Origin of the sequence: Amycolatopsis sp. w19 (assembly GCF_051373225.1) — a bacterium.
Lineage (GTDB): Bacteria > Actinomycetota > Actinomycetes > Mycobacteriales > Pseudonocardiaceae > Amycolatopsis > Amycolatopsis japonica.
Map to the genome: position 1 here is coordinate 808,770 of NZ_JBPQFM010000001.1, position 20,489 is coordinate 829,258.

The 20,489-nt window shown below is 69.2% G+C and carries 13 protein-coding genes; 7 read left to right on the top strand and 6 right to left on the bottom strand.

The genetic code is table 11. The features are described from left to right. The first annotated feature begins 24 nt into the window (after window positions 1-24). Window positions 25-261: a hypothetical protein gene (locus tag ACSMFO_RS03675; protein WP_436456909.1), complete on the top strand. Its 237-nt coding sequence runs from the start codon at window positions 25-27 to the stop codon at window positions 259-261. On the opposite strand, the gene ACSMFO_RS03680 is transcribed toward ACSMFO_RS03675, so the two are convergent. Together ACSMFO_RS03680 and ACSMFO_RS03685 are read right to left on the bottom strand one after the other, a co-directional pair. Continuing rightward, window positions 245-865, bottom strand: a complete 621-nt coding sequence (locus tag ACSMFO_RS03680; protein ID WP_436456910.1) for an NAD(P)-dependent oxidoreductase — start codon at window positions 863-865, stop codon at window positions 245-247. The genes ACSMFO_RS03675 and ACSMFO_RS03680 overlap by 17 nt on opposite strands. After that, on the bottom strand, window positions 862-1,752 hold the full coding sequence (locus ACSMFO_RS03685) for an EamA family transporter (protein WP_436456911.1): 891 nt from the start codon (window positions 1,750-1,752) through the stop codon (window positions 862-864). The genes ACSMFO_RS03680 and ACSMFO_RS03685 overlap by 4 nt, the downstream gene beginning before the upstream one ends. 79 nt (window positions 1,753-1,831) lie before the next feature. Between ACSMFO_RS03685 and ACSMFO_RS03690 the strand changes: the two genes are divergently transcribed. Next, window positions 1,832-2,704 carry a LysR family transcriptional regulator gene (locus ACSMFO_RS03690; protein ID WP_436456912.1) on the top strand — a complete coding sequence of 291 codons (873 nt, stop codon included), beginning with the start codon at window positions 1,832-1,834 and terminating at the stop codon, window positions 2,702-2,704. A 620-nt stretch (window positions 2,705-3,324) separates the two neighbouring features. On the opposite strand, the gene ACSMFO_RS03695 is transcribed toward ACSMFO_RS03690, so the two are convergent. Together ACSMFO_RS03695 and ACSMFO_RS03700 are read right to left on the bottom strand one after the other, a co-directional pair. Continuing rightward, window positions 3,325-4,185 carry an NAD(P)-dependent oxidoreductase gene (locus ACSMFO_RS03695; RefSeq protein ID WP_436456913.1) on the bottom strand — a complete coding sequence of 287 codons (861 nt, stop codon included), beginning with the start codon at window positions 4,183-4,185 and terminating at the stop codon, window positions 3,325-3,327. A gap of 10 nt (window positions 4,186-4,195) precedes the next feature. After that, window positions 4,196-5,071, bottom strand: a complete 876-nt coding sequence (locus ACSMFO_RS03700; RefSeq protein WP_436456914.1) for an NAD(P)-dependent oxidoreductase — start codon at window positions 5,069-5,071, stop codon at window positions 4,196-4,198. Window positions 5,072-5,154: 83 nt separating this feature from the next. On the opposite strand from ACSMFO_RS03700, the gene ACSMFO_RS03705 reads away from it, so the two are divergent. The 4 genes from ACSMFO_RS03705 (at window position 5,155) to ACSMFO_RS03720 (ending at window position 12,414) form a co-directional block, all read left to right on the top strand. Next, window positions 5,155-8,343, top strand: a complete 3,189-nt coding sequence (locus ACSMFO_RS03705; RefSeq protein ID WP_436456915.1) for a BTAD domain-containing putative transcriptional regulator — start codon at window positions 5,155-5,157, stop codon at window positions 8,341-8,343. Between the two features lie 147 nt (window positions 8,344-8,490). Further along, window positions 8,491-11,067 carry an FtsX-like permease family protein gene (locus ACSMFO_RS03710; RefSeq protein ID WP_436456916.1) on the top strand — a complete coding sequence of 859 codons (2,577 nt, stop codon included), beginning with the start codon at window positions 8,491-8,493 and terminating at the stop codon, window positions 11,065-11,067. Continuing rightward, entirely contained in the window at window positions 11,060-11,752 is a 693-nt protein-coding gene (locus ACSMFO_RS03715) for an ABC transporter ATP-binding protein (protein WP_360095495.1), read from the top strand. The genes ACSMFO_RS03710 and ACSMFO_RS03715 overlap by 8 nt, the downstream gene beginning before the upstream one ends. Then, window positions 11,752-12,414: an ABC transporter ATP-binding protein gene (locus tag ACSMFO_RS03720; RefSeq protein WP_436456917.1), complete on the top strand. Its 663-nt coding sequence runs from the start codon at window positions 11,752-11,754 to the stop codon at window positions 12,412-12,414. The genes ACSMFO_RS03715 and ACSMFO_RS03720 overlap by 1 nt, the downstream gene beginning before the upstream one ends. Before the next feature lie 73 nt (window positions 12,415-12,487). Here the strand turns inward: ACSMFO_RS03720 and ACSMFO_RS03725 are convergent, their stop codons facing one another. Then, window positions 12,488-14,116 (bottom strand): tannase/feruloyl esterase family alpha/beta hydrolase, encoded by a 1,629-nt coding sequence (locus ACSMFO_RS03725; protein WP_436457068.1) that lies wholly within the window; start codon window positions 14,114-14,116, stop codon window positions 12,488-12,490. Window positions 14,117-14,357: 241 nt separating this feature from the next. Between ACSMFO_RS03725 and ACSMFO_RS03730 the strand changes: the two genes are divergently transcribed. Further along, window positions 14,358-18,650, top strand: a complete 4,293-nt coding sequence (locus ACSMFO_RS03730; RefSeq protein ID WP_436456918.1) for a GH92 family glycosyl hydrolase — start codon at window positions 14,358-14,360, stop codon at window positions 18,648-18,650. 58 nt (window positions 18,651-18,708) lie between these two features. On the opposite strand, the gene ACSMFO_RS03735 is transcribed toward ACSMFO_RS03730, so the two are convergent. After that, window positions 18,709-20,100 carry an MFS transporter gene (locus tag ACSMFO_RS03735; protein ID WP_436456919.1) on the bottom strand — a complete coding sequence of 464 codons (1,392 nt, stop codon included), beginning with the start codon at window positions 20,098-20,100 and terminating at the stop codon, window positions 18,709-18,711. Window positions 20,101-20,489 lie beyond the last annotated feature (389 nt).

Here is a 20,489-nt window from a genome sequence, read left to right on the forward strand (position 1 = left end):
CGACGTTACTGTACCGTCGTTCGCATGGACTTCCTGGCACCGGTGGCGGCGTTTCTGAGCCTTCCCCTCTTCCTGGCCGGATTCGCGTGGTACGCCGCGCGTGCCCGGCGTTGCGGTGTCAGCCAGTCCTTGCTCGCGCCGATCGAGGAGATCTGGGATCCGATCGCGCACAAGACGAACATCGAGATCCAGATCGAGGCCGAGCGGAGTCCGGAGACGCCTTCCCCCGGTGATCCGCCCGAGTTCAATATCCGACGGTGAAATGCCGGTCCTGTCCCGGATTCTCGAGTTCGTCGACGATGGCGACGGCGAGATCCTCCGCCGAGATCCGGGACGATCCGTCCGCCGCGGCGAGGATCGTCGTCGTCCCTCGCCGGTAGGCCCCGGTCCGGACGCCGGGCTCGAGAAGCGCGGGTGGGCTGAGGTAGACCCAGTCGCCTGTGTGCGCTTCGCAGGCTTGGAGCTGCGTCGTGCTGGCCGAGGCGATGGTCCGCCACGCCACCGGGACGAACGCCGGATCGTCGATCACGAGCCCGCCCGACGGCGAGCGCAACGGCCCCGCACCGCCGACGACCAGGACACGGGTACCGGCCGCCGCATCGAGCAGCGCCGTGACCGTGGCGGCGACGGTGTCTTCCGCGCCGGGCTGGGGTCTCGTCGCGCCCACGACGGCGTCGACTCCCGCGAAGACTGCGCTCATCCGATCGACGTCGGTGGCGTCACCACGCACGACCTCGACACCCGGATGGGGCGATTTCGGCGGCATACCGCGGAAAACGGCGGTGACGTGGTGTCCACGGGAAGCGGCTTCGGCGACGACGCGGGAACCCGCCATCCCCGACGCTCCGACGACGGCGATCTTCATCGGACGGCACCCTTCGGGGTGATCTGACCCGCGACGATCGAGGCCAGGGCGAGCGTGAACCCGGCGAGCTGGATCGGGCCGAGCGACTGACCGAGGAGCGCGGCTCCGAGCAGCGCGGCGACCATCGGCGAGAGCAGGCCGAGAACGGCGACCGAGGTGACCGGCAGCGACGTGATCCCGCGGAACCACAGGACGTAGGCGAGCAATCCGCCGATCAGGCCGAGCCAGAGGTAGCCGAGAGCCGCGTTCAGGTCGATGGCGGGCGGTGCTCCTTCGAACAGGAAGGTCACCGGCACCAGGAACAATCCGCCCGCGGTGAGCTGCCACGAGGCGAAGGCCGTCGGCCCGACGTCCGCGGGGCGTCCCCAGCGTTTGGTGAGCGTGACGCCGAGCGCCATCGTCGCGGCGCCGCCGAGTCCGGCGATCACACCGAGGACGTCGAAGCCCGCGGCCGGCCCGAGCACCACCAGCCCGACACCCACGATCCCGACGATCCCCCAGGCGAACCGCCACGCGGACGGGCTCTGCCGCAGTACGGCCACCGCGAGGATCGCGACGAGCAGCGGCTGGGCGGCGCCGAGTGTGGCGGCGACTCCGCCGGGCAGCCGTTCGGCGGCGACGAACAGCAGGGGGAAGAACATCCCGATGTTGAGGACCCCGAGCGCGGCGGCCTTCAGCCACCAGGTGCCACGCGGGAGGGTGCGGGTGATGGCCAGCGCGATGAGCCCGGCGGGCAGGGCGCGCATGAGCCCGGCGAACAGCGGGTGCCCCGGCGGGAGGAGTTCGGTCGTGACCACGTAGGTCGACCCCCAGACCATGGGGGCGAAGGCGGTCAGCGCCGTGCCGGTGAGACCGGCGGCGAGCGGTGTGGTCGTCAGCGTTTTCACGCTTCTCAGCTTCGGACTTGCGGATCAATGAGTCCAACACATGTTTGTCACTTGATCCATCGTGATTCAAGATGGATCCATGGAGCTTCAGCAGATGCGCTACGTCGTGGCCGTGGCGGAGACGAACAGCTTCACGCGGGCCGCGCAACGGTGTCTCGTCGTGCAGTCGGCACTGAGCCACCAGATCGCCCGGCTGGAACGCGAGCTCGGCGCGAAGCTGTTCGAACGCACGAGCCGCCGGGTGCGCCTCACCGCCGCGGGCGAGGCGTTCCTGCCCGCAGCCCGGCAATGCCTCGAAGCCGCCGAACGGGCGGGTTCCGAGGTCGCGGCGGCCGTCGGCGAGATCCGCGGGCGGCTCACCGTCGGGGTGATCCCGACCGTCGCCGCGGTCGACGTCCCGGCCGCGCTGCAGACCTTCCGCAGCCGGTACCCGCACGTCCGGATCGGGCTGCGGGTCGGGGCGAGCGGACAACTGGTCGAGCAGATCAAGGACGGCGCGATCGAAGTGGCGTTCCTCGGTCTCCCGGTGACCGATCGGCCGGACGGTGTGGGCACCTGCGAACTGGGGCGTGACGATCTCATCGCCGTGGTGGCTCCCGGACATCCGCTCGCCGTCGAGTCCGAAGTGGACTTGAAGCGGCTTTCGTCCGAAGTGTTCGTGGACTTCCCGTCGGGATCGGCGGGGCGGGCCCAGACGGATCAGGCGTTCGCCGCGGCCGGGGTGACACGGGAGGTCGCGTTCGAGGTGACCGCCGCCGACTTCATGGCGCGGCTCATCCATCAGGGACTGGGCGTGGCGCTGCTGCCGTCGAAGTACGTGCCGAACTTGACCGATGTCGTCACCGTGCCGGTGCGGGACGCGCCCGCGCGGATCGAGCACCTGGTCTGGAACCGCTTCACCGTCACACCGGCGGCGAAGGCCTTTCTGGAGGTGCTGGGCGTGCTCGCTTGAAGTACGTGAAGGCCCCCTTCACTGCGCTAGACGCCAGGGTCCCGGCAAAGTCGCATAAGTGCTGGCCGATACCACTCTCGACGAACGGCGGATGACAGGAGGTTCCCCTGTTTCCGTCCACAAAGGACGCCGCCCGGCGAGCAAATGTCCGTTTGAGTCTTATTTGTTCGGTTTATAAGTGGGTCGTGAGTGGCGATTGTCGTTAGAACGACCAAAAACACTCACGGCCACCCCGGAAAACGCCCAAACCGGGCATGTTCGCCTTGGCAGTGTCCCCTGTGGACGGTCGAGCGATGTGGAGGATCAGCGTGACGAGCCCCTTGGTCACCGCTTGACCAGCGCTTATGCGACTGTGCCGGGGCCCTGGCGTCTAGCGCGGTGAAGGGGGCCTTCATGTACTTGGGGAAGGTGTGAAGGTCGAGTTTCCTCGGCTGAGCCGAGGGAAGGAGGCCTTCACACGCCGCCGCTGTGGCTGCTGAGGCTGGTGTTGTTGCTGAGGCTGCGGGTGGCGATCGCGTCGTCCGTGAAGGCCTCCTTCCCTACCTTCAGGGTAGGGAAGGAGGCCTTCACGGACCGGCGACCAACGGCCACCCACATTCAGTAGGTACCTGAGACCGCGCCTACTTGACGTCCGCCTTGATGATCTCGAACAGGCTGGTCCACGAGCTACGCCCGTGGCCCGCGGCGATCGCCCGGTCGTAATGCGACTTGATCGCCTCCGGCAGGTCCAGGTCGATCCCCGCGTCCCGGCTCGCCTCGACGATGTGGTCGGCCGTCGCGCCCATCATCGTGACGTTGGCTTCGTCGCCGGGGTGCTCGCCCTTCTCGATCTGCTCGGCCGCGGCGTCCAGGTAGAAATCCATCATCTTGAAGTTGTCCTTGGCGTACGGGACGAACTTCTCCACCGGCACCCCGGCCGATCGCACCAGCGCGCTCGCGTGCATGAACACCGAAAGCGAGGTCAGGAAGACGTCCAGCTGCGCCTGGTAGAACAGCTGTGCCAGCCGCACGTCCTCGCCGAGGTAGTCCGGCCGCCCGATCAGCGCCAGGGTGTCGCGGTGCTTGTCGAACACGTCGGTGGGGCCGCTGTAGAAGACATACGCCTCGTCCTTGCCCACCAGTTCGGCGGGCACCATCACTCCGCCGGCGACGAACCGCGCCCCGCGGGCCTCGACCCAATCGGCGGCTTGGCGGGTCTTCTCCGGGGTGTCCGAGCTGAGGTTGACGATCACCTTGCCCGCCAACGCGTCCTCGGCCTTCCCGAGGATGTCGTACATCGCGGCGTAGTCGGTGAGGCTCAACAGCACCAGCTCCGACGCCGACACCGCGTCCGCCGGGGTCTCGGCACGCACGGCACCGGCGGCGACGACGCCGTCCGCGCGGGCGGCGGTGCGGTTCCAGACGGTCACTCCGTGGCCGTTCTCCAGGAGCACCCGGACCATGGCCTGTCCCATCGGGCCGAGCCCGATCACTGTGATCATTGTGTTTCCCTTACTTCTTGAGGAGTTCGATGACGCCGATCAGGTCTTCGGCGCCGTGTCCGTCGGCGACCCGCTTGTCCATCAGCGGCTGCAGCGGGGTGAGCAACTCGGCGCTGATGCCCTGGTCTTTCGCCGCCTGCGCGAGATTCGGGTAGGCGGCTGCCTGCATCCCGATGTTCGACACGACATCGGTCACGTAGTCGCCGTCGTCGATCTGTTCGGCCGAGCGCTCCAGGAAGCCGCCCATCGCGTCCAGCCAGCCGCGCAGCAGCGGCGCGAATTCCCGCGCCTTGACTCCGGCCGAGCCGACCAGCGCGTACGCCTGGATGACGCCGACGAAGTACCCGTACATCCCGCTGAGCAGCGCGATGTCGTGCAGTGGCGCCAGTCCGGGGTCGGCGCCGAGGTAGTTGACGCCGCCGAAGGTGTCGAGCGCGGTGCGGGCGTGGCCGAAGACGGTGCCCGATCCGCTGTAGAAGATGAACGCCGCCGGCGTGCCGATCATCGGCGGGACGGCCATGATCCCGCCGTCCAGGTAGGCCGCCCCCAGCCCCTCCGCCCAAGCGCTCATTTCGCGGGCCTGGCCGGGGGTGCCGTTGGTCAGGTTGATCAGCTGCCGTCCCTCGAGCTCGGCCGCCACCGGGTCCAGGACCTCGTGCACCGAGTCGTAGTCGAGCAGACAGGCGATCACGATCGTGTTCGCCGCGAGAGCCTCCGAGATGGTCGAAGCGACCGAAGCTCCCTTCGCCGCCACCGCCTCGGCCCGGCTCGCGGTCCGGTTCCAGGCGGTGACCGGGTGGCCCGCCGCCAGTAGTGCTTCTACGAGCGCGGTTCCCATCGCGCCCAGCCCCAGCACCGTCACCGGGGTCTTTCCGTGTTCGCTCATGGGACCACCGTGACGCGGCCCGCGCACGGATCGCTGCGGGTTCACGCACGGTCTTGTCGGTGGTCCGCGCTAACGTCGGTTTCGTGCGATTCGGAGTGCTGGGGCCGCTCGCCGCGTGGACGACCGCGGGCGAGCCCGTCGTCGTGCCCGAGGCGAAGGTCCGCCTCCTGCTCGCCGCGCTGCTGTCGCGCGAGGGCAGGGCGGTGTCGGTGTCGTCGTTGACCGACGATCTCTGGGGCGAGCACCCACCGGGCAATCCCGGCAACACCCTGCAGACCAAGGTCTCCCAGTTGCGTCGCGCCCTGGAGCGGGCCGAGCCGGGCGCCAGGGAGCTCGTGACCCACCAACCGGCCGGCTACGTCCTCACCGTCGAGCCCGGCGACCTGGACGTCCATCGGTTCCGCGCGCTCACCGCCCGCGCCCGCGAGGCGGTCGACCCGCGCGCTCGTGCGGCCCTGCTGACAGACGCGCTGGCGCTGTGGCGAGGGCCGGCCTATGCCGGGTTCGAGGACGAGCCCTTCGCCGTCGCCGCCGCTCAGCGGCTGGAAGAGGAAAGGCTGCTCGCCGAGGAGGACCGTGCCGAAGCCCGGCTGGCCCTAGGCGAACACGGCGTCCTCACCGGGGAACTGACCGGTCTGGTCTCGCGGAATCCGCTGCGAGAGCGGTTGCGCGGGCTGCTGATGCGCGCGTTGTACGCGGCCGGGCGGCACAGCGAGGCGCTCGAAACCTATGCCGAGCTGCGGGCCCGCCTGCGTGACGAGTCCGGCCTGGAACCGGGCCCGGACCTCGCGGCGCTGCACCAGGCGATCCTCACCCGCAGCCCGGAGCTCGAGACCGCTCGTGCCGCCGAGCCGGTGCGCGGAAACCTTCCTGAGGCGCTGACCGAGCTGATCGGCCGCACGACCGCGGTCAAGGAGGTCGGGGCGCTGGTCACCGACGCGCGGCTGGTCACCCTCACCGGCCCTGGCGGTGTGGGCAAGACCAGGCTCGCCATCGAGGCCGCGTCACGGCTCACGATGGCCGACGGCACCTGGCTCGTCGAGCTGGCGGGTCTGGACGTCGTCGAGTGCCCGACGTGCCCGCCGGAGGATCTCGTCGCCGTCGTCGTCGCGGCCGTACTGGACCTTCGCGAGGAGGCGACGTCCACCGGAACACTGACGCAGTCGATGGCCGCCGCCTTACGGGACAAGGAGATCCTGCTCGTCCTGGACAACTGCGAGCAGGTCGTCGAGCCGGTCGCGGCGCTGGTGGAGCGGTTGCTCGCGGCGGTGCCTCGGCTGCGTGTGCTCGCCACCAGCCAGGAACCGCTCGGGCTGCCCGGGGAGAACGTCTGGGCGGTGCCGCCGCTCGAACTGCCCGAGCACCCTGATTTCGCCGTCGTGCGGGAATCGAGCGCGGTCCGGCTGTTCGCGGCCCGCGCCCAGGCATCGGCGCCGGGGTTCGCGCTCGACGCGGAGAACGCGGCGGTGGTCGCCCGGATCTGCCGCACCCTCGACGGAATCCCGCTCGCGCTCGAACTCGCCGCCACCCGGGTCCGGACGCTCGGCGTGCACGAACTCCTCGCCCGTCTGGACGACCGGTTCGGCTTGCTGTCCTCGGGCAGGCGAGGCGGGCCGCGCCGTCAGCAGACCCTCCGCGCGATGATCGACTGGAGCTGGAGCCTCCTGAGTGAGCCCGAGCAGATGGTGCTGCGCAGGCTCGCCGTCCACGCAGAGGGGTGCGGGCTCGACGCGGCCGAGTCGGTCTGCGCGGGCGGGGAGATCGCCGCCGGGGACGTCCTGGATCTGCTGTCCCGCCTCGTCGACAGGTCGTTGGTGGTCAGCAGGCCGGGCAGGTCCGGCGAGCCACGGTTCCGGCTGTTGGAGTCCGTTTCGGCCTACGCCTTGGAGCACGCCGAGCAAGCGGGCGAGCTCGACGATCTGTACTTGCGGCACGCCCGCTTCCACGTCGAGCTGGCCGAACGCGGTGACGCGGGGTTGCGCGGCCGGGAGCAGCGCCGTTGGCTCGACAGGCTGGACGCCGAGGGCGCCAACACCCGGCGAGCGCTGGAAACGCTGCTGAGGCAAGGAGAACAACGGCTCGCGGCGCGGCTGGTGAACGCGACGACCTGGTTCTGGTTCCTGCGCGGGCGGCTCACCGAGGCCCGGCGCTCGCTGGACCTCGTGCTCGGTATGGAGATCGACGCCGGAGACGAGTACGCCCAGGCTCTCGGCTGGCGCACCGGGATCGCCGTGCTCGACGGCACCGGCACGGACGCCGCCGTGGACGAGACCGTGCGGGGCATCGCCGATCCCGGTGCCCGGGCGCGGATGTCGTGGTTCCTCGGCTACGCGTGGTCGACGGTCGGCGACCTGTGCCGCGCGGAGAAACTCACGCTCGACGCGTTGGAAACCGCCCGCGACATCGGCGACGACTGGAGCGCCGCGGCCGCGCTGAGCGACCGGGCGTCCCATCTGATCTCCGGCGGCGACCTCACCGGCGGTGGCCGGGTCGCCGCGCAGAGCGCCGCGATCTTCGACGGACTCGGCGAACGCTGGGGCTGGCTGCAGGCGTCGTTCGTCCTCGGCATGCTGGCGTCGATCGCCGGGGACTACGAGCACGCCCTCCGCGTCCATCGGGAAAGCCTTCGCCGCGCGGAGGAACTCGGGCTGTGGCCGGAGGTCGCCTACAAACTGTCGTGGCTGGGCCGGACGGCGCTGCTCATGGGCGACTTCGACGAGGCGAGGGAGTACCACGAGCGGGCAAGGACGCTGGCCGTCGAACACGGCTTCAAGCCCGCTGAGGTCTACGCCGAAACCGGGCTCGCGCTCGGCGCGCGACGCCAGGGGTTGTTCGACGAGGCCGAGCGGCGCCTGCTGTCCATACTGGACTGGCATCGCCGCGTGGAGTCCGAAGCGGGCAGCACCCTGGTCCTCGCCGAGCTCGGGTTCATCGCCGAACAGCGCGGAGACGCGGTGGCGGCGAAACGACTCCAGCTCGACGGTCTCGCGATCGCACGCCACAGCGAAGATCCCCGTGCGATCGCGCTCGGCCTCGAAGGTCTCGCCGGCGCGGAAGCGGCGGCCGGTGCGCATCGCCTGGCCGCGCGGCTGCTGGGTGCGGCGGCGGCTTCCCGCCGTTCGGTGGGCGCTCCCCTGCCGAAGGCCGAACGCGGTGACGTCGACCGGATCACCGGCGTCGTCGTCGCGGCGCTCGGAGAAACCGCATTCTCGGCGGAGTGCGAGGCGGGTGAGGCCTTACCGATCGATCAGTTGGTGACGGACAGTCAGTAGGCATGCACCCGTATCACCACAATGGACCATCCCTTACTTCACGTCAGCAACAAACGGTGATTTCTTTCTGTCGCCCGGGCGCCTCGACCGGTAGCGTGCGTATCCATGCGGGTGAGGTGGGGGGCTCCCGGCGGGCCCAGGGTGACAATGCCGTGGCGAGCGGCTCCGAAGGCGGCACTGACCAGTCCTCTGACCTTGATCATCGCGGCGGTGACCGCGTTGCTGGCCTGTTTCCTCGGCACCGCCGCCGTCCTGCAGGCCTCGGCCGCGGGCGGCGCGGCCGTCACGTACCAGTCCGACATCGTGTGCCCGGACTACTACGGGCCCGTGTTCAGCAAGGACAACGTCCCCGCCGCGGTCGCTCCGCAGGTGATCGACTCGGTCCGCCGGAACGCGCCGGCGCACGGTTTCCCCGCGCCGGTCACCTCCCGCTACACGCCGTACCTCTTCGGCACCGAATTCAACGGCGACCCCAACTACAAAGTCGTCCTCGCTCATCGGGACCAGGCGACTCAAGGCCATCTCGATGTGGCGGGCGGATCGTCGGGAGCCGGATTCCTGCTCGGCACCGTCGTGGCCGGGGCGGAGAACATCAAGCCCGGCGCCACCCCGAGCATCAAGGGCACCCCGATACCACCGGTGACCGGGCTGTACCGCGACCTTCCCGATCCCGCGCCGCGCTGGTGGTGCTCGCAACAGCGGAACGCCGTCGTCAGCAGGCTCGCCAACGACCCGCTCGACTCGGTCATGTTCGCCAACGACGGCAAGACCTTCGACGACACCGTCCGCGCGCTGAACATCCCGACGATCAAGACGCTCCACATGTCGTTCTACGACGCCCCGCCCAAGACCGTGGGCGAAGCCGAGGATCTCCAGGAACGCGGGAAAGCGCTCATCGCCGCGGTCAAGGCGGATCTGGGTTCGCGCGGCCTCGGTGACGCGATCATCGGGTCGCTGCCGTTCGAGCGCTCCGTGGAGATCAGCAACCAGGCCGAATCGAACGTCCTGATCTCGATCCTGCCGCTCGCGGCCATCAGCATCCTGGTCGGCTGCGCCGGGATCGGCACGGTCGCCCTGCAGTGGTACCAGCGGCGGCATCCGCAGCTGAGGTTGCTGTCGGCCCGCGGCAGCGGCCCGGGAGCGCTCGGACTGCTCGCTGTCGCCGAGCTCGGGCTCCCGATCGTGGCGGGCGGCGCGGCCGGCGCGGTACTGGCCCGGCTGTTGCTCGGCGTGTACGGACCACCGGGTGAACTGAACGACGGGGCGACACTGTGGGGGTCGCTCGTCGCGGCCGCGATCCTGCTCGTTTCGCTCGCGCTGCTCGCCGGCGTGATCTCCGTCCGCACCCATCGGGAATTCGAACTCGGCCGGGTCCGCTCCGGACGGCGCAAGAAGGTGAAGCTCCTGGCCTTCTTCCCGTGGGAGCTGCTCACCGCCGGTGTCGCCCTGCTCGGCTGGAACCGGCTCGTCGACTACAGCAAGGGATCGCGGATCGGCAACCCGCTCCCCCAGGTCGATCCGCTCGCGCTCACGTATCCGGTGTTCGTCGTGCTCACCGTCGGGCTCGTCGCCGCGCGGCTGGCCTGGCTCGCCCTGCACGCGTCGCATCGCGCGCACTTGTGGTCCCGGCCCGCTTTGCAACTGGCCATCCGGCGGCTCGCCAGTGCCCGTGCCCCGGTCACCGGCGTGCTCGTGATCGGCACGCTGGCCATCGGGACGCTGGCCACGGGGATCGGCATCGCCCGAGGCCAGGAGGAGGCGCTGCAGACGAAGTCCGCCATCTTCGTCGGGGCCGAGACCAGGGTCGACACCGAAAGCGTCGTCGGCACCGGGAAGGTCGCCCTGCCGGCCTCGATCACCGGCAGTACCGCGATCGTCGGCGAGCTGACCGGTGCGGGCAATGTCGTGCTGGTCGTGGATCCGCGGACGTTCCGGCAGGCGGCCACGTTCGGCCCGCTCGACGGAGCGGAGGTCGACCGGCTGCTGGGCGGCCTGTCGAGCCCCTGCGCCGGTGTCCCGGCGATCCGGATCGGGCACGACCCCGCCCAGAAGGCCACGCTGCCCGCCGGTCTCGGGGAAGCCAGGGCGGTCGGCGAACTGCCGATGTTCCCGATCATCGGCACCAAGGCCGGGTACGTGGTCTCCCGGGATTCGCTCAGCGAGGCGCAGCTGCGCTCCGTGCCCAAGTGGAGCCTGCTGTCCAGCTCGTCGATGACGCAGGTGACCGAGGCGCTGGCCTCCGTCGGTGTGATGACCGCGGTCAACCGCGTCACCCGCGAGTCCGCGCTCGACGCGCTCCCGTTCTACGTGGTGTCGTGGACGTTCTCGTTCATGGCCCTGCTCGGTGCCGTCCTCGGTGTGGTGGCTGTGCTGTCGCTCCTGGTCGCGGTCGAAGTCCGCCGTCGTCAGAACGCGCTGGCCGGGGCCTTGGTGCTGCGGATGGGGATGCGGCCTCGCGCCCTGCTGGCGAGTCACCTGATGGAACTGGGCGCGCTCAGCGGGCTCGCCGTGGTGATCGGCGTCGTCTGCGGTGTGTCGGTGGCGGGACTTTCGGTGCCGCGCTTCGACCCGGCGACGTTCCTCCCGCCGCAATCGGCGCTGCCCGACCCGACCCCGCTCGCCCTGACCGTGCTCGCCGTCGGTGTGCTGGTCGTGGCGCTGGCGGGCTGGATCGCGATGCGCTCGGTGCGCACCGCCCGGACCGCGGAGTTGATCCGTGCCTGAGAAACCGATCTTCCGGCTGCGTGGCATCGGCGTCGACTACCAGACGCCGGCGGGCACCGTGACCGGCGTCGACGACGTCACCATCGACATCCCGGCGCGCGGCATCACCGTGCTGGCGGGGCCGTCCGGCTCCGGGAAGTCCACCCTGCTGCGGACGCTCGGCCTGTTCGAACAGCCCGTGCGGGGCACGATCTCCTTCCAGGGCACCGAAACCGGAAAGCTCCGGCATCGCGACCGGCGGGCGCTGCGGCGGAACCACCTCGGCCTGGTGTTCCAGAACCCGACCGACAACTTGCTCGGGTATCTGAGTGTCGCCGACAATCTCCGCGCGGCGGCGGAATCGGCCGGAACCGAATGCCTGCCCGACGACATCCTCGATCAGCTGGGGCTCGGCGGCACTGGCAGCTGGCGGATCTCGGCGCTGTCGGGCGGGCAGCAGCAGCGGCTCGCGTTCGGCTGCACGCTCGCCCGCCGCTCGACCGTCGTACTCGCCGACGAGCCGACGTCCCAATTGGACGAAGCCTCGGCCGACCGCGTGCTCGACACCCTGAAGTACCTGGCGGGTCAGGATTTCGCCGTGATCGTCGCCTCGCACGACGACCGGCTCATCGAGCTCGGCAGCCGGGTGGCGCGGATGCACAAGGGCAGACTGGAAAAGGTCGAAGAACGGGAGGTCGTGCCGTGATGGCGGAACCCGCCCTCGAGGCCGTCGGGTTACGCCGTCGGTTCCCCCATCCCAGCGGAGATGTCGAAGTCCTGCGCGGGCTCGAACTGCGAGTGGCCGCGGGTGAGCTGGTCACCGTGTCCGGCCGTTCCGGCTCCGGCAAGAGCGCGTTGCTGGCTCTGCTGTGCGGTTTCGACTCGCCCGATTCCGGCAGTGTCCTGCTGGACGGCGTCCCGATAGCGGGCGCGCCGCCATGGCACACCTGCGCCGTCCTGCCGCAGGCGCTCGGCCTGGCGAACGAACTGACGATCGCGGAGAACGTGGCGTTGCCGCTGCGGCTCCGGTCCGACACCCCCAAGCCCAGCGCGAAGGACATCCACGCGCGGGTTTCGGAACTGCTGGAGGAACTCGGGATCGGCGACCTCGGCGAGCGCTACCCGCTGGAGGTCTCCTTCGGGCAGCAGCAGCGCGTCGCGCTCGCCAGGGCGGTCAGCGGGCGGCCTCGGGTCCTGCTCACCGACGAGCCGACGGCGCATCTGGACGCGGGGAGCACGCCGCGGGTGCTGCGGCTGTTGCGGCGCTGCGCCGAAGAAGGTGCCGCGGTCATCGTGGCGACGCACGACGACGAGGTGCACCGGATCGCGGACCGGCGGGTACGGCTGCTGGACGGCGTCCTTTCCTAGCTTCCGGATGTCATGAAAGGGTCGTTCAGGACGTTTTTCGTCCTGAACGACCCTTTCATGACATTTGGCGCGGCTAGGGAGCGACCGGCCCCGGCTTGCCGTACAGCCCGTTCCCCGCCCAGTTCACGAGATCGCGTGAAGGCCGCGAAGGCGGAACCGGCACGAAGTTCGCGGCGTCGTCGACGCTTCCCGTGCCGTCGTACTTGGCCTGCAGCGGATACGGGAACACGGGCCGCGTACGGAAGACCTTGCCGTCGGCGTCGCGGCCGGTGGCGATCGTCCGGTCCGGTGCTGTGCCGCGCTCGACCCAGGAGACCAGTTCCTTCAGCGGGTCGTACTCGGTCAGCTTGTCGCCGGTCGCGCAGTGGTACAGCGCGGGAACCATGAACAGCCGGGCCCAGTTCGCCGTCGCGGCGGGGCCGCCGTTGGCGCGGGTGAGCCGCTCGTAGTAGTCGATGCTGCCCGCGGCGGGGATCGCCTGGTCCGCCCAGCCGTGCCAGATCACGAGTTTCCCGCCAGCGCGGCGGAATTCGCGCAGATCCGTCGACATCGCGTTGGAGCGGATGCCTTCCGGGGTCAGCCGGTCGAATTCACGGGAGGTGAAGGCGAACTTCTCGACCGACGAATGCGGTGTGCCGATCGGGTAGGCCATGTACTTCAGGTAGTTGTCGGCGAGTGCCTGCGCGAAGGGGACGCCGCCGGTTTCCGGCGACGGGATGATCCAGCCGTACCACGAGAGTTCGGAGCCGACGGTCTGGCCGCCCGGGTACAGTTCGCGGCCGCGTTCGTCGGTCGGCGGCGCGTAGATCTTCTTCGTGGCGGCCACCTGCGCCGGGGTGAGGCAGCCCGCGTTGTCGGTGCCCGGCGGGCAGGTGATCGTGGCCGGGTCGAAGCGGCAGGTGCGCGGATCGTCGATGGCGCCGTCGCCGAGTCCGTCAGACCTGTCGCAAGAGGACAGTGCGGCGGCGTGCAACGCCGGGAGTTTCTCGGCGGTCAGGATCGGTTTGCCGTCGGCGCCGGTGTTCACCTTGGCGAGCCAGGTCTGATACACGCCGAGCAGCGGGCCCCAGTATCCGGCCGGTGCGCCCGCGACGATGCCGTCGAAGTCGTGCGGGTAGCGCTGTGCGAGCAGGAGCGCCTCACGGCCGCCGTCGGAGCAGCCGCTGAAATACGACTTCCTGGGCGGAGCTCCGTAGAACGCCGTGATCAGCCGTTTGGACGCCTTCGAGACCACGTGCGGCGCACGGAACGCGAAGTCGTCGCGGGCCGCCTGGTCGTTCTCGGCCCACTTGCCGTCGTCGACGACGGAGGGGGTCTTGCCGACGTGCCCATCGTCGGTGGCCGCCACGGCGACGTCGCCGCCGTGCGGGAGACCGCAGTCGGCGAACGGCGGCGTGGTGACCACTCCGCAGAAGCCGCCGCAGCCGAACTGCAGGTACCGGCCGGCGTAGGTCTTGGTCGGCAGCCGCAGCTGGAACCGCACCGCCGGCTCCACGTAGCCGCGGACGTCGCAGTTCTCCGGTTCGGTCGCCGTCGCCGGTACGACGGTCGCGGTCTCGACGTGTGTGGTCGCGCCGGGAACATCGTAGGTCCGCACCAGGTCGGCGCAGGTGCGCACCGGGCGGAACGTCGTTTCGCCGGCGGTGGCCGCCGGAGCCGTGAGTATCGAGCCTGCCGTGATGAGCGCCGCCACGCCGAGCATGGACAACCGCCGCATGTCCCCACCCCAGTTTCCCGGATCGACTTCAGCCGTCACTTCACCCTGGCCCCGGCCCTGTCCGTTGTCCACCAGGTTTCCGGGCATCCGGGTTGTCCAGTTCGGGCCAGGTTTGTCCGAGTGTCTTGACATCGATGTCACAGCCGGGCTTTTCTCTCTTGGCGCCACCGGTCCCCCTGCCTGGACGGCGCCCAGCATGCCCCCGCGAGAAAGCATTGGTGCAACGATGCCCCGAAGCGTCAGACCTTGGGTCTGCGGCCTCCTGAGTGCCACGGTGGTGGCGTCCGGGCTGGCGGCCCTCCCGGCCACCGCCTCGGCCGAAGAGCTCCCACCGGATTTCCACTCGTCTTTCGAACCAGGCGAGCCGGAGCCGACATGGAGCGACACCGTCGACGTCGACCCCTCGGGCAAGCCCAAGGCGTTCGGTGTCGACGGCGCGAACGCCACCACCATCCCCGGCGACATCCGCGGCAAGGTCACCGAGGTCTCCGCCAACAGCGAGAACACCCCGAACGAGGGCGTGGCGAACCTCGTCGACGGTTCGACCGACACCAAGTGGCTTGCCTGGACCCCGACCGGCTGGGCGCAGGTCACGCTGTCCGAGCCGACGTCGATCACCCGGTACGCGCTGTCCTCGGCGAACGACTTCGACAACCGCAACCCGCAGGACTGGACGCTTCAGGGTTCCGCCGACGGAAAGTCCTGGACCGATCTGGACAAGCAGACCGGGCAGAAGTTCAGCGAGCCGTTCCAGACGAAGGAGTACCGCCTCCCCGCCGCGAGTGCCGCGTACAAGTTCTTCCGGCTCGACGTCACCAAGAACAACGGTGGCCCGATCATGCAGCTCTCGGAGCTGCTCCTGGCGAACGAGGACCCGGCGCCGCCGGCGCTGCCGAACATGCGCAGCTTCGCCGACAGCGGTCCGGGCAGCGGCTACACGAGCAAGAACCGGGTCGGCTTCACCGGCCTGCGCGCATTCCGCTACTCCGGCAGCCACAAGGCGCAGGGACACGGCTGGTCGTACAACAAGATCTTCGACGTCGACATCCCGGTGGCGGCGACCTCGGAACTGTCGTACAAGGTGCAGCCGGAGTTCATCCGCGGCGACCTGAAGTACCCGAGCACGAACGTCGCGGTGGACCTGGCGTTCACCGACGGCACTTACCTGAGCCAGCTCGGCGCCGTCGACCAGTATGGCTTCGGGCTTTCCCCGCAGGGCCAGGGCGCGAGCAAGGTGCTCTACACCAACCAGTGGAACCTGGTGCGCTCGCAGATCGGCGTGGTCGCCAAGGGCAAGACGATCGACCGGATCCTGGTCGGCTACGACAACGCCGACGGACCCGGTTCACTGCAGGGCTGGCTGGACGACATCAAGGTCTCGGCGACCCCGACACCGCCGGCGAGCCTGCGCCCGTCCGACAACGTGCTGACGACGCGCGGTTCCCTGTCCAACGGGTCGTTCTCCCGCGGCAACAACATGCCCGCCACGGCGGTCCCGCACGGGTTCAACTTCTGGATCCCGACGACCGACGCGGGCACGTTGAGCTGGATGTACTCCTACCACTCGCGCAACAACGAGCAGAACCTCCCGGCACTGCAGGCGTTCTCCGCGAGCCACGCGCCGAGCCCGTGGATGGCCGACCGGCAGACCTTCCAGTTCCTGCCCTCGGCCGCGAGTGGTGTGCCGAACCCGGACCGCGAAGCGCGGAAACTGCCGTTCAAGCACTCCAACGAGACGGCGCGGGCGCACTACTACGGCGTCGATTTCGAGAACGGGATCAAGACCGAGGTCGCGCCGACCGATCACGCCGCGCTGTACCGGTTCAAGTTCCCCGGTGCGGACTCGAACCTGATCTTCGACAACGTCAACAACAACGGCGGGCTCACTCTCGACCCGGCCGGCCGGTCCATCACCGGGTACAGCGATGTGAAGAGCGGGCTGTCGGCCGGTGCGACCCGGATGTTCGTCTACGCCACCTTCGACAAGCCGGTGACCGCCGGTTCGAAGCTGTCCACCGGTTCGGGTGACCAGAAGCGGGACAACGTCCTCGGCTACCTCAAGTTCGACGCGGGCGCCGACAAGACGGTGAACATGCGGATCGCGACCTCGCTGATCAGCGTGGACCAGGCGAAGAAGAACATGGAACAGGAGCTCGCGCCGAACGCGACCCTCGAATCCGTCGCCGACGCCGCCCAGAACGCGTGGGATCAGAAGCTCAAGGTCGTCGAGGTCGAAGGGGCCTCGAAGGACCAGCTGATCACGCTGTACTCCAACCTCTACCGCCTGTTCCTGTACCCGAACTCGGGCTTCGAGAACGTCGGCACGGTGGAGAAGCCGGTGAAGAAGTACGCGAGCCCGGTGTCGCCGAAGGCCGGTCAGGACACTCCGACCCAGACCGGGGCGAAACTGGTCGACGGCGAGTTCTACGTCAACAACGGGTTCTGGGACACCTACCGCACGGTGTGGTCGGCGTATTCGCTGCTCAGTCCGGAGACCACCGGCAAGCTCGTCGACGGTTTCGTGCAGCAGTACCGCGACGGTGGCTGGATCTCGCGCTGGTCCTCCCCCGGTTACGCGGATCTTATGACCGGCACCAGCTCGGACGCCGCGTTCGCGGACGCCTATCTCAAGGGAGTCAAGGGGTTCGACGTCCAGTCGGCCTACGACTCGGCGATCAAGAACGCCACCGTGACCCCGCCGAACGGCGCGGTCGGGCGGAAGGGCATCGACGAGGGCACGTTCCTCGGGTACGCGCCGAACACCGCGGACCACGGGTTCTCCTGGGCGATCGAGGGCTACGTCAATGACAACGCCATCGCGAACATGTCGAAGAAGCTCTACGACGAGGCTCCGGCGAACGATCCGCGCAAGCAGGAGTACCTGGACAACTACGGGTACTTCACCGAGCGGGCCACGCAGTACGTGAACGTGTTCGACCCGAGTGTCGGCTTCTTCCAGGGCCGTGACGCGGCGGGCAAGTTCACCCGGAGCAAGGAGCAGTTCGACCCGGAGGTCTGGGGTATCGACTACACCGAGACCAACGCGTACGGCATGCGGTTCTCGGTTCCGCAGGACGGACAGGGCCTGGCGAACCTCTACGGCGGCAAGGCGGGGCTGGCGTCCAAATTGGACGAATTCTTCGCCAAACCCGAGCAGGGGCTCAAATTCGGCACCTATCCCGGCGTCATCCACGAGATGACCGAGGCCCGGGACGTGCGGATGGGCATGTACGCGCATTCGAACCAGGCCGCGCACCACACGCTCTACATGTACGACTACGCGGGTCAGCCGTCGAAGACGCAGGCGAAGGTCCGCGAGGCGCTGGCCAGGTTGTACGTCGGCAGCGAGCTCGGCCAGGGTTACGGCGGTGACGAGGACAACGGCGAGCAGTCGGCCTGGTGGCTGTTCGGCATGCTGGGCTTCTACCCGCTTCAGGTCGGCAGCTCGGACTACGCGATCGGCTCGCCGCTGTTCACCAAGGCGACCGTGAACCTGCCCGGCGGCAAGAAGATCGTGGTCAACGCGCCGAAGAACAGCGCGAAGAACGTCTACGTGCAGGGCCTGAAGGTGAACGGCAAGGCGCAGACGTCGACGTCGTTGGCACATGCGGCGATCGCGAACGGCGGGACGCTCGACTTCGACATGGGTCCGAACCCGTCGTCGTGGGGCACCGGCCCGGACGACGCGCCGAAGTCGATCACCAAGGGTGACGCGGTGCCGACGCCGGTGCACGACCTGACCAAGCCGGTCTCCGGCGGGGACGCGGCGTTCTTCGACAACACGTCGCGGACCGAGGCGAAGGTCAAGGCGCCGATCCAGTACCAGGTGCCCTCGACGAACGAGGCGGGTTCGTTCTACACGCTGACTTCGGGCAAGGGCGCGGGCGACGCGAAGAGCTGGGTGCTGAAGGGCTCCTACGACGGGAAGAACTGGGCGGTCGCGGATCAGCGGACCGAGCAGAAGTTCTCGTGGCGGCAGCAGACCAGGGGGTTCAAGATCGCGAACCCGGCGCATTACGCCTACTACCGGCTCGAGGTCACCGCGACCACGGGCGGCGAGGCGTCGCTGTCGGAGTTCGAGGTGCTGGGCAAGCCCGACGCGGCGTGCACCCAGACGATCACGGGTGAGCGCAAGGGTCCGTTGACCGTGCAGAGCGGGGTGACCTGTGTGGACGGTGCGACGGTCTCCGGTCCGGTCTCGGTGGCGGCGGGCGCGAGCCTGATCGTCCGCGGCGGCTCGATCTCCGGGCCGGTGACCGCGAACGGCGCGGCGCAGGTCGTGCTGGACCGGACGAAGGTGGGCGGCCCGGTGGCGATCACCGGGACGACCGGGACGGTGTCGATCGAGCTGACCGAGATCGGCGGGCCGGTGGCGTTGACGGGCAACAAGGGGCCGGTGCTGACTTCCAGCACGATCGGCGGACCTCTGGCGTGCGCGGCCAACTCCCCCGCTCCGACGGACTACGACCTGCAGAACACCGTCCGCGGCCCGGCCGCCGGGCAGTGCGCGAAGCTCTAGTCCTCCGGTATGCGCGTGAAGGCCTCCTTCCCTCGGCTCAGCCGAGGGAAGGAGGCCTTCACGCGCTTCGGGAACGCAGGATGCCGAACCCGACCAGCGCCGCGGACAGCACCGTGAGGGCGAGACCCGCGTAGGTGGTCGCCGTCAGGAAGTCGGCCGAGTGCAGGGCCGCGGTCAGCGCTCCGGGGAAGGCCAGCGCCAGGATGGTGCCGCTCAACGCGATGCCGATCCCGGTGGTGACCTCGCCGGCGGTGTCGACGAGCGCGGCTCCGATGGTGGTCCGGTTCGTGGGCAGGCCTCGCATGACGTTGGTGCCCGCGACGACGCCGACCACCCGCATCCCCGCCGCGACCAGGACGAGCGCGACGGCGATCCAGGCATAGCCGAGTCCGCCGAACACGGTGTAGACCGCGAGCCCGCACACGACGGCGGCGGCGCTGAGCCAGGCGGCCTTGATGAGCCCGACGCGGGTGATCAGCGGGCTGATGACGGCGCCGCCGGCGATGAGGACGACGACCTGGGGCAGCATCCCCAGCGCCGCTTCGGCCGGCGCCCAGCCGAGACCGAACTGGAGGTGCAGCGTCACGAGGTAGCTCAGTCCGGCGGTCGCCAATCCGGCCGCGGCCTTCAGCGCCAGGCCACTGGACACGAGTGGCCTGGCGACGAGTTCCAGGTCGAGCAGAGGATGCCGGGCGGTCTTCTCACGGACGACGAAGCAGGCTCCGGCGACGAAGGCGGCCGAGGCGGCGCCCCACGGCAGAGCCGAGGAGGTGCCCGCTTCGACGAAGAACGTGGGAGCAAGCAAGGCGAGGACGATCGTCGCGGTTCCCAGGACGGCGCCCGCGACGTCGATCGGTTCGCGGTGCAGGCCGGCGGGATCGTCGGCGGGGATACCGGTCCGGATGCCGAGGAACGCGAGCGCGGCGACCGGCACGTTCACCAGCAGCAGCGCCTGCCATGGCGCGACGGTGAGCGCCAGCCCGCCGGCGGTGGGGCCGACGGCGAGGCCGATCAGGCCCACCGTCGAGATCAGTGTGGTCGCGCGGACGCGCAGCAGGTCTTCGTCGAACAGGCGGAACGCGAGGGCGAGCGAACCCGGCGTCGTCATCGCGGCCGCGACACCCATGAGCGCGCGGACGGCGATCAGTTGCCACGCGGCGGTGACGACCATCGTGGCCAGGCTCGCCACGCCGAGCAGGACGAGACCGGAGAGCATGATCTTGCGCCTGCCGACCCGGTCGGCCAGCGCGCCGAACGCCAGCATGAGGCCGCCGAACACGACGGAATACGCGCCGGTGATCCATTGCAGTGTCGTCGTCGAGGCGGCGAGTTCGCGGCCGATGGTCGGCAGCGCGACGTTGAGGATCGAGTTGTCGAGCATCTCGAACAGGAACACGGCCGAGAGCCCGGCCAGCGCGGGCCATTTCTCGACGAGAGCGGGGGTACGCAAAGGGTCTACTCCTTCGGAAAGAAGGAGTGACGGTTCGTTCGATACCGCGTATACGCGTGCTCAGCGAGGTGAGCACGTTTCTACCCCAATGCCTCCAGCCTATCGCACTCGTGAGCGGTACAGACGGTTAGGGCCAACGCACCTATTGGTCAAAAGTTCGCGCGTGAGCAACGGCGTGACTCGGGTGATCAGGGACGTGACTCGCGTGATTGGAGGCCGCACTCGGGGTGTTCCGCCTCTGATCACGCGAGTTCCGGCTTCGATCACGTGAGTGCGGTGCCAGGTCCTTGTGAGTGGTGAGGACGGTTAGGGCAAGGCTGTCTTAATTGCCTACTGAATGTAGGTGCCAATTGGCCGAAAGTCCGTGAAGGCCTCCTTGCCTACCCTCC

Bases quoted from the DNA above. Each gene is read 5' to 3' on its own strand.
- ACSMFO_RS03680 (WP_436456910.1), bottom strand. From the start codon at position 865: ATGAAGATCGCCGTCGTCGGAGCGTCGGGGATGGCGGGTTCCCGCGTC.
- ACSMFO_RS03730 (WP_436456918.1), top strand. From the start codon at position 14,358: ATGCCCCGAAGCGTCAGACCTTGGGTCTGCGGCCTCCTGAGTGCCACG.
- ACSMFO_RS03695 (WP_436456913.1), bottom strand. From the start codon at position 4,185: ATGATCACAGTGATCGGGCTCGGCCCGATGGGACAGGCCATGGTCCGG.
- ACSMFO_RS03710 (WP_436456916.1), top strand. From the start codon at position 8,491: ATGCCGTGGCGAGCGGCTCCGAAGGCGGCACTGACCAGTCCTCTGACC.
- ACSMFO_RS03675 (WP_436456909.1), top strand. From the start codon at position 25: ATGGACTTCCTGGCACCGGTGGCGGCGTTTCTGAGCCTTCCCCTCTTC.
- ACSMFO_RS03690 (WP_436456912.1), top strand. From the start codon at position 1,832: ATGGAGCTTCAGCAGATGCGCTACGTCGTGGCCGTGGCGGAGACGAAC.
- ACSMFO_RS03700 (WP_436456914.1), bottom strand. From the start codon at position 5,071: ATGAGCGAACACGGAAAGACCCCGGTGACGGTGCTGGGGCTGGGCGCG.
- ACSMFO_RS03725 (WP_436457068.1), bottom strand. From the start codon at position 14,116: ATGCTCGGCGTGGCGGCGCTCATCACGGCAGGCTCGATACTCACGGCT.
- ACSMFO_RS03720 (WP_436456917.1), top strand. From the start codon at position 11,752: ATGGCGGAACCCGCCCTCGAGGCCGTCGGGTTACGCCGTCGGTTCCCC.